The organism is Paramaledivibacter caminithermalis DSM 15212 (assembly GCF_900142245.1).
GTDB classification, from domain to species: Bacteria; Bacillota; Clostridia; order Peptostreptococcales; family Caminicellaceae; genus Paramaledivibacter; species Paramaledivibacter caminithermalis.
This window is the reverse complement of record NZ_FRAG01000010.1, coordinates 93094-103041: the sequence shown is the minus strand read 5'-3', so window position 1 is coordinate 103041 and position 9948 is coordinate 93094. Positions and strand designations below refer to the sequence as shown.

The window sequence follows — 9948 nt, the reverse complement described above, 5'->3', positions numbered from 1 at the left end:
TTTTCAAGAAAAGAACGAACTATTATTAACCCTGCATCTGAAGAAAGATTACCTCCACCGAAATCATATGAAAAACTTTTGTTGAAGTTAAGTGAATTTTGATGTAAACTTGTCATAGAAAGAACCTCTTTTCGTGATATAGTTTTTGTTTTAACGCTTTAACTTTAACACAAAATTAGGTTCTTTTCTTTATTTTTTTGTTATTTCACCCAATGGGTGCAAAGTCCAATTTGTTGGACTACTTGTTAATACTACGATTCAATCATTTTTGATGTTTTCTATGAATAATTCAGGCTCAGGTTTTAATATTTTGGAGATTCATGTAATAAACCTGTTTTTTTATTATATTGGTTTTAATAAAAAACTTAGGAAATTGCATAATACATTTTTAAAATTTTGAAGATCAAAATATAGTAAAAATAGTCAAAAAGCTGTCCACATACTGTTTTTAAAAATTATTAATTTATTTATAACTAAATAATTTAACCTCTTTTCTATCCTCATATACATTAAATCTGATATAATTTTACTATAGAATAAAGCTGGAGGATTGTTATGATATTAATGTTAATAGATTTAATTTATCGTGTTGGATTTCTAATTATGCTGGCACTCATACTATCTAAAGCTAGAATCTTTAAAAATATATTTGCAAAGGAAACTCAAAATACAAGCGAAAAAATATTTATGGGTATCTTCTTTGGATTTTTAAGTATCGTAGGAACTTATACTGGTATTTCCGTTAATGGTGCAATTTCAAACACTAGGGTAATAGGTGTTGCCGTTGGTGGTTTTTTAGGTGGTCCAATTGTCGGTATATTAGCAGGGGCCATTGGAGGAAGTCATCGCTTCCTAATAGACATAGGTGGTTTTACTGCTTTAAGCTGCGGTTTATCTACTTTTTTTGAAGGTGTTATTGCAGGGCTTCTAAGCTCTAAATTTAAAAAAAGCCCAAATAAAATTGTTTTCTCTATAGCCATAGGCGTCATCATTGAATCCTTTCAGATGATTTTTATACTTTTAACAGCTAAGCCCTTTGATGCTGCATTAGCCCTTGTTAAAATTGTGGGACTGCCGATGACTATCAACAACTCTATTGGGATAGGTGTTTTTATTATGATAATACAAAATATTAAGGATATAACCTCTATAGAAGCAACTTTAAGTGCTAAACAATCCCTTCTAATTGCCGATAAGACATTGCATTATTTAAAAAATGGACTTACAAAAGAAACTGCAATTAAAGCAGCAGATGTAATCTACAGATCAACTGAATTTGATGCAATAGCAATAACCGACCATTCAAAGATTTTAGTTCATATCGGTGTTGGAAGTGATCATCATTTATCTGGAGAATTTTGTAAAACTTCAGTCACTTTACAAGCTCTTAAATCAGGAAAAATGACAATTGCCAACACGAAAGAAGCAATAGGCTGTTCTCATAAGGGTTGCAAACTTATTTCATCAATAGTTGTACCCCTTAAAGATGGTATAGAAACTAGAGGAGCCTTAAAGCTTTATAAAGCAACAGCAGAAATTCTAGATCAGGATATAGAACTGGCAAAGGGACTTGGAAACATCTTTTCATCTCAGCTAGAGCTTAGTCGTTTAGAGGAAATTTCTAAAGCAGCTACTCAAGCTGAAATAAGGGCTTTACAAGCACAGATCAATCCTCATTTTTTATTTAATGCAATCAACACCATTATTTCTTTGATTAGAACCAGTCCAGAATCTGCTAGAAGCTTATTGATTCATTTAAGCGATTATTTTAGAATGAATATGCAGACTAACAAAGATTTTGTTAGCTTAAATGAAGAAATTAACCATGTAAAGGCATATTTAATTATTGAGAAAGCTAGATTTGGTAATAAACTTAATATCAATTACGATATTAAGTGCAATATGGAGTACATGATTCCTCCCCTTTCAATTCAACCCCTTGTGGAAAATGCAGTTAAGCATGGGATAAATAAGAAGGTTGATGGAGGCAATATAACTATAAGAATCACTGAATCAGAAAAATACTATTCTGTCGAAGTGTCTGATGATGGTATTGGTATGTCTCGTGAAAAGTTAGAAGAAGTTAAGCAGTATAATGAAAACACTGGCATTGGTATCTCTAATGTTTATAAACGTATAAAAAGCTGTTATGGTGATCGTTGTAAATTTAGCATAGAGAGTACTGTATACTCAGGAACATCAATAAAAATGACTATTCCAAAATGAGAGGAGCTGAACTAGTTTGATTAAATGTATCGTCGTTGATGATGAAAAACCAGCAAGGGATGAATTAAAGTATCTATTAGATCAACATAAAGATTTTCAAGTAGTTGGGGAAGCTGAAAATGGTGTAGATGCTATGAATCTTATATTAACCCTCAGCCCAGAAGTTGTATTTTGTGATATTAGTATGCCTTTATTAAATGGTATTGACTTAGCTAAAAAAATATTAAATAAGCGTATAGATACTTATCTAGTTTATGTGACAGCCTATGATGAATATGCAATTAAAGCCTTTGAGTTAAATGCAGTAGATTACCTTTTAAAACCTTTAAAAGAAGAACGTTTCTTGACAACCCTTGCTAAAATAAAAGGATTGAAAGATCATGAGCAGCTTAATATGAATAAGGTAGATAAATTTCTTAATGAATTCTCAATTCCTCATGAACGAAAAAACCATCTGTGTTTGTATAAAGATGGGCTACTTTATCCAGTAAAGTCAAATGAAATATTATGTATTTATATTGAAGATAAAACCGTTAAAATTGATACTTTAAAGGGACAGTTCGAATGTTATAAATCGCTCTCAGAAATCGAAAACATATTACCTGAAAACGACTTTTTTAAATGTCATCGCTCTTATATTATTAATCTAAATTATATCGAATCAATTATTCCTTGGTTTAATAGAACCTATCGAGTCAAATTAAAGGGATTAGAGAAGGAAATCCCCGTAAGCAGAAGTCAAACAACAGAATTTAAAAATAAGATGCAAATTCTCTAACCATTAAACACTATATTTGTACATCTTAGAATTAAATCTGTACTGTTTGGAAAAAAAAGTAATTTGTATTACCCGCTTACCTTATAATTATTATATAGGAGGCGGGTATTTATGTTTTTTGAGCAAAGCTTAAGAAAAAAATTAGAAGCCTATTACAATTTAGAAGATAATTTTTCTATAGCTGGAAAACGTTTTAATTTTTTAGCTCGTTATAACCAGAGGAATTCAAAATATATACTAAAAAAGGATATGGAATTATATGCCTTTGAATATAATGAATATATATTTTTCAAAAAATTAGAAAACACTTTTACACAAGAAAATTTTAATGAGGTTAAATCATTAATTAGTGAACATTATGATCAAGTAATTGATCTTAATGAAAACCATATGGCAAGTTCTATTATATTTCTATTTGAAACAGAATTGCCTGATAATCAAAAGTTAATAAAATCTATTGAAAAATTCAAGTTTTATAAAAGTTTTAAGTTCGGTCTAAAGGGCTGGCTTAATGGAGGTATCTTGCTGATAGATCCCAAAGCTAACATGGGATTATCAAATAAATATGCTAAGAAAGATTTAAAAAAATTTCTAGCTTAGTAAAAAGGAGGAGTATTAAGTGAACTCATTGTTACTAATTCTTATTGCTTCAGTGGTTTTTTTAGTTGCTTATGTAACCTATGGTGCTTATCTAGCTAAAAAGTGGGGCATTGATCCTTCAAGGAAAACACCTGCCCATACTATGAATGATGGTGTGGACTATATGCCTGCAAAAGCACCAGTATTACTTGGACATCACTTTTCATCAATTGCAGGTGCAGGTCCAATAGTAGGACCGATTGGTGCAGCAATATTTGGATGGGTCCCTGTATTTTTATGGATTTTAATTGGATCAGTATTCTTTGGTGGGGTCCATGATATGGGTGCATTATTCTCTTCTGTAAGACATGACGGAAAATCATTAGGTGAAGTAATCGGTGTAACAATAGGAAAGAATGGTAAAAAATTATTTGCTATTTTTGCATGGCTTACATTATTGCTTGTAATCGCTGCATTTACCAACATCGTGGCAAATACCTTTGTTGCAGTTCCTGAGGCAGCAACAGCATCAGTATTATTTATTGCAGTGGCAATTGTATTTGGTATCTTTGTATACAGACAAGGTGTAAGCCTTGCAATCGGTAGTATTATTGGTGTAGCATTATTAATCTTAAGTATTTATTTAGGAACATTATTCCCATTACAACTGGGAAAAACAGCTTGGATGATCATTTTACTTGGTTATATTTTTGTAGCAAGTGTAACACCAGTATGGATTTTATTACAACCAAGGGATTATTTAAATTCATTCTTATTATATGCAATGCTAATCGGTGGATTTGTTGGAGTTATATTCATGAGACCAGCAATCCAATTAGCTCCAGTTACTAGTTTCACTGTTGGTAAATCAACATTATTTCCTATGTTATTCGTAACTGTTGCCTGTGGTGCAATATCAGGTTTCCACTCTCTTGTTGGTTCAGGTACAACAGCAAAACAAGTAGATAATGAAAAGGATATTAGACTTGTTGGTTATGGGTCAATGCTTATTGAAGGCATATTAGCAACCCTTGCAATCATTACTGCCAGCTATATAGGTGCTGATAAATTTAAAGAATTGCTTGGACAAGGTGGTCCTGTAAATGTATTTTCAAGCGGTATCGGCGATTTTATGACTTCCTTCGGATTACCTTTTGCAACTGGCAAAAGCTTTGTTGCCCTTGCAATATCAGCATTTGCTTTAACAAGCCTAGATACAGCAACAAGGCTTGCAAGATTTATTTTCCAAGAATTCTTTGATGTATCTGGTGAAGGTCAGCCATCTCCATTAACTAATAGATATGTATCTACATGTATTACTGTAGTTCTAGGTGGTGGACTTGCATTTAAGGGCTGGAAAGCTATTTGGCCATTATTTGGGTCAGCCAACCAGCTGCTAGCAGCTCTAGCATTATTGGCCCTTGGTGTTTGGTTAAAGCAATCAGGTAGAGAGCATAAAATGGCAACAATACCAATGATATTTATGTTTGCAGTTACCCTTGTTGCCCTTATACAATTGATGTTTGCTAACTTAGGCAATATTTTACTACTATTCTTCTCTGTTGCATTATTTATACTAGCTATAGTATTGATTTTACAAGCTAAAGCTGCATTTAGTAAAACAGCTTCTATATCAAAAAAATAATTTGAAGTAATTAAATTAATAATAATATTGAGAGAAAATCTTTTAGATTTTCTCTCAATATTATTATCATTAAAGCGTGGTGGTAATCGATGGGATGAAGGAGATACTGGAAAATATAAGATTATTTTTTGTAGGTGCTTTGGACATGCAAGGTAAGGCTCATGGTCATATAGAAAATGAAGCTTCTGACACTATGGATCAGTTTATGCTTTTATGTTTTGGTGATTTATTAGGTATAGATTTGCCTACAACCTATTACGCTTTAGAGTTATTACCATATTTAGGAGAAGATCTTGTAAAATGGAATATGCGAATGTCAGATAAAAAATCAATTTGGGAAGAAAAAGCAGGCAAATTAGACATAGATCCATAAAGGAGATTGCTTATGGGAAAGATAATTTTTTTTGGTGGAAAAGGTGGCGTTGGTAAAACCAGTTGTTCTACAGCTTTTGCCCTTTCAAAAGCCAGAAGTGGCTTAAAAACATTACTTGTATCAACTGACCCAGCCCATTCGATTTCTGATTTGTTCCACTGTCAAATTGAACACAAAATAACTCAACTAGAAGCCAACTTATTTGGTGTAGAGGTAAACCCAGAAAGAGAAAGTAATGCTTATATAACAAAAATCAGAAAAAACCTACATTCAATTATGAGTCCAATCATTATGGAGGAATTAAATAAGCAGCTAGATGCTGCCAGTGTTTCTCCAGGTACCCATGAATCAGCTCTGTTTGATAAAATGATTGAAATAATAATTGATACTTCAAAAGATTTTGATTATATCGTTTTTGATACAGCTCCTACTGGTCATACCTTAAGATTATTGTCTTTACCTGAAATGCTTGGAGCTTGGATGGATAGTCTTATCGCTAAGCGCAAAAAAACTCTAACCTTTAAAAGCATGCTTAGCAAAGATAAGGGTATTAAAGACCCAATAATTGAGATTTTATCTAAGCGTAGAAATAATCTTACACTAGCAAGAAAAATCATGATTGATGGTGAAAATCTGCAATTTATATTCGTATTAAATGCAGAAAAAATGCCAATAGAAGAAACAAAAAAAGCTGTCAAAATGTTAAGGTCATATGGTATAAAGGTAACTTCCCTAGTTGTTAATAAAATTTTACCAAATGAAAACTCTGATGATTTTTGGAAGGATAAAAAAGTAAAAGAAACCCGGTATTTGAAAATTATTGAAGAGGAAATTCCTGTTGATAATCTTTATCAGATACCTTTATTTAAATTTGATATGGATGAATATACAATTAATGAAATGGCTGAATATTTTTAGCTTCTCAGAATATTCCGTTCTAAATATTCTATCTTTTTACTGCTTTAATAGGCATAATAATTATGCCTACTTTATCTTTTCATTATTCGAGTTTAATTATCTTTACAATATAGATTATGCTTATCATATAGAATTTACATAGTAAAACTTAATTTATACATGTACAAATATGCAATGTTTCTGGGCATTTTGGACATGTATAAATTAAAGTCTTTACTTAAATTTCTATATAGGATTTACATAGTAAAATTTAATTTATACATATCAAAATATCCAGAGCTTTTGGGGATTTTTGATATGTATAAATTAACTGTTTTACTGGAATATCTATACTATTCACCTAAAATAATCGGCTCATTTTCTTGTAGCCAAAATCTGCTTTTCCATTTCTAGTACTTCACTCATAACCTTATCGTTGAGTTTAGCAAATATTTCTTTTCTATAGATACCACTCAATTCTTCTTTATTCTTTATACCTTTTATCATAACATCAGACCAATATACTTTTCTCCTTTTATTATATAAATCAAGGTCAACAATTCTTGTACCATCTTCTAAATATTCTAACCCCAATAGTATTTTCTTAATATACTTTGGATCATAATATGTGAAAAATCTAATTCTATATACCCCTACAGATAAAAATACTGTGGCTGCATCTTTACCCCATGATTCTCCAAGTATAAATCCCAATTCTAAATACTCCAGTATTTTCAGAAGTCTTTGATAATGGAGCTTGTATTCTCCATAGCTATCATATATCTTTATTGTTAATTCATACCAGTCCTTATTATCAAACCCTATATTTAAATACTTTAAATCATGAATTTTTAACTCTCTCATTACGCTAGGATAATCTTTATCAATAAGGATTGCCCTTTCATATAAATCTGAAAGATTAATAGGTTCATTAAGATATCTTTGTGTAAAAGCAACAATAGTACCTTTGTTGCTATTTTCAAGCATCTCAGTAAATTTTCCAGCTTCAGCATCATAATCATGTAATATCTGATCTATGACCTTGTCAGTATTGCCAAAGGTTTTCATAATAATAATTCTTGGAGCCATTCTAGCACTTGAAACTATATCATATTTATTATCACTAATTATTTTACATAATATAGAGTCTGCTTGATTTTCTAAAAACAACACATCCTTTACATCCCTCGGCTTTATTACATCCTTTCTCTTATGGGTAAGAAATATAATAGTAGTATTTTCCGTTGATTTCTCAAGGGCAGTATTTATATCATAGTTTTTAGTTTTAAAATCCTTTATTATACAATCTTTTACAAGTTCAACTAATGAACTCTCAATAATAATAACTTTCGGTCCACTTCTAAAAATAGATAACATTTAAGCCCCTCCCTTTAGATGCCTACATTTGATTTGCACATCCTATCATCATTAGTGCCATGTGGATAAGGTAAAACAAATATTTTTTTACTACTTAAAGCTATGATGTTTATACCCTCTATTCCATTAAGGTATACCTTTTTATTTTCTATCTTAGAATGCAAAGCTGTATCATGACCATATAAATTATACTCAGCTGGTGCTTCAATAATGGAATTTGAAAAATGACTTATATTATAAATATCATTATCAATTGTTATAATTTTGCCTTCTTTAAGAATAATGCTTTTTTTAGTAAATGTTTTAACTGCTGAATAATCATCATGATTCCCTAATACTAAATATATTTCATCTGCAAAGGAATTTTCCAATATTTTAATTAATACTTTTATTTTTTTCTTATATATATCTATTTTATTAGGATATAACTGAAGCTTAATATTGTCAACTAAATCTCCTGTATGTATTATATATTTAGGCCTAAGATCTTTGAGCAACAATCTTAAACCAGGATAAAAGCTTGATGGTGTATCAGATATATGCAATAATAAATCTTCATTACATAGTCGAATATTTTTAGTTATATATACCCTTCCAAATAAATAGTATAACAAACCTTTAAAATTTTCCATATTAATCCCTTCTATTTCAAAATCTTAATATTATAGATATATGTATGTATCATTTTTATTTATATAGATTTCCAATAGTAAAACTTAATTTATACATATCAAAATATCCAAAGTTTTTAAGGATTTTTGATGTGTATAAATTAACTGTTTTACTGGAATATCTATAACATTATTTTACCATTTATCAATATTAAAAATCATATTATTTTTTTGAATTTAAGATTTATCAGTATTGATTAAATAGACAATGGTAATAATATTTTTGAGGTGATTCTTATGAAAAAAAATAGGAGTATATATTATATAGATATTCTAATTGCAATTATTATTTGTACAATATTAATACCATCTTGCGCAAAACAAGCACCACAAAAACCGTCTCCAAAATCTGATGAGCCAAAGGAAATGCCTAAAATAGTTGAAGAAATGGAATCAGAAATTATAAGTATAATGTCTCAAATAGATATGGTTCCTTATTATGAAAAGCAGATAAAAGAAAAAAAGAAAAAGAATGAAGAAAAAAAAGAATTTGCTTTAAAAATGGGAACAAGCTTTCAAGAAAGTAGCGACCAAGACAATAAAGGGCAAGAAGGTAAAAATGCACAAAATAAAGAAATGAGCCAAATTGATAAGTTTATTGAATTTGAGCCAAAACCTATTACCATTAATGATATTCTTTTATCACCAATATTAAAAAATGAAGAGACAAATAAAAAAGAAAGTAGACCTGCTGAAATACCTAATGATATTGAATTTATATGGGAAAAAATAAATAAAAAAATTACAGGTTTACATGAGAAATGGAACTCTTTAGAATCATTAGTCATCAAATCAGGTACATCTCAAGAATCAATAGATGGATTTGAAAAAACTTTAAATAACCTTACAATTTCAGCAAATAGCTATAATTTTTTAGACAGTATTTTCTACAGCAATAAGTTGACAGCCTATATTCCTGATTTAATAAAGAATTTCAAGAAAAAAATACCAAGTCCAATATACTATATGAAATATCATCTTAGACAAATCATATTAGATTATAGAATCAATGATTACAGTAGTGCATCTAACAACTATACCAAGCTCAATATATATAAGGATGCTTTAATATCTCAATTAATAGATAAAAAAAAGATGGAATTAGCAAATAAATTGAATACTTCAATTAAGGACCTTGAAGATTCATTAAAGTTAAAGGATTTAAATATTATTAAAATAAAAGGAAGTGTAGTAATAAGCAATATAGAATTAGTAAAAGAAGAATTGTCAAAATAACAAATACAATAACCCATACCCTTTGTTTAATGCACTAAAAGACAATATGATAATTTTTTTTATTATATTTCAATAATATATTGTAATAATTATTTATTTTATATTGATTCAGCTAACTGCCTTCTTTATAATAATTACTATATAGGAAAATTTTATTACTATATAA

Annotated in this window: 9 protein-coding genes; 7 read left to right on the top strand and 2 right to left on the bottom strand. The window is 29.6% G+C overall.

The genetic code is table 11. The features are described 5' to 3' along the window. Nucleotides 1-555: 555 nt before the first annotated feature. The 6 genes from BUB36_RS06110 to BUB36_RS06085 all read left to right on the top strand — a co-directional run bounded on the left by BUB36_RS06110 (nucleotide 556) and on the right by BUB36_RS06085 (nucleotide 6519). Nucleotides 556-2226, top strand: a complete 1671-nt coding sequence (locus BUB36_RS06110; protein WP_073148063.1) for a sensor histidine kinase — start codon at nucleotides 556-558, stop codon at nucleotides 2224-2226. A 16-nt stretch (nucleotides 2227-2242) separates the two neighbouring features. Beyond that, a complete protein-coding gene (locus tag BUB36_RS06105) occupies nucleotides 2243-3004 on the top strand; it encodes a LytR/AlgR family response regulator transcription factor (protein WP_084111767.1) in 762 nt (253 codons plus the stop codon). A 111-nt stretch (nucleotides 3005-3115) separates the two neighbouring features. Beyond that, entirely contained in the window at nucleotides 3116-3604 is a 489-nt protein-coding gene (locus tag BUB36_RS06100) for a hypothetical protein (RefSeq protein WP_073148061.1), read from the top strand. 19 nt (nucleotides 3605-3623) lie between these two features. Beyond that, nucleotides 3624-5228: a carbon starvation CstA family protein gene (locus BUB36_RS06095; RefSeq protein WP_073148059.1), complete on the top strand. Its 1605-nt coding sequence runs from the start codon at nucleotides 3624-3626 to the stop codon at nucleotides 5226-5228. Between the two features lie 94 nt (nucleotides 5229-5322). Further along, nucleotides 5323-5601 carry a hypothetical protein gene (locus tag BUB36_RS06090; RefSeq protein ID WP_073148057.1) on the top strand — a complete coding sequence of 93 codons (279 nt, stop codon included), beginning with the start codon at nucleotides 5323-5325 and terminating at the stop codon, nucleotides 5599-5601. Nucleotides 5602-5613: 12 nt separating this feature from the next. Then, complete coding sequence (locus tag BUB36_RS06085) at nucleotides 5614-6519, top strand: ArsA family ATPase (protein WP_073148055.1); 906 nt, start codon at nucleotides 5614-5616, stop codon at nucleotides 6517-6519. 354 nt (nucleotides 6520-6873) lie between these two features. Here the strand turns inward: BUB36_RS06085 and BUB36_RS06080 are convergent, their stop codons facing one another. After that, on the bottom strand, nucleotides 6874-7875 hold the full coding sequence (locus BUB36_RS06080; RefSeq protein ID WP_073148053.1) for a hypothetical protein: 1002 nt from the start codon (nucleotides 7873-7875) through the stop codon (nucleotides 6874-6876). A 14-nt stretch (nucleotides 7876-7889) separates the two neighbouring features. Further along, nucleotides 7890-8507: a metallophosphoesterase family protein gene (locus tag BUB36_RS06075; protein WP_073148049.1), complete on the bottom strand. Its 618-nt coding sequence runs from the start codon at nucleotides 8505-8507 to the stop codon at nucleotides 7890-7892. Nucleotides 8508-8783: 276 nt separating this feature from the next. Here BUB36_RS06075 and BUB36_RS06070 point away from each other — a divergent pair, with 276 nt between their 5' ends. Next, nucleotides 8784-9782, top strand: a complete 999-nt coding sequence (locus tag BUB36_RS06070) for a hypothetical protein (RefSeq protein ID WP_073148044.1) — start codon at nucleotides 8784-8786, stop codon at nucleotides 9780-9782. Nucleotides 9783-9948: the final 166 nt, after the last annotated feature.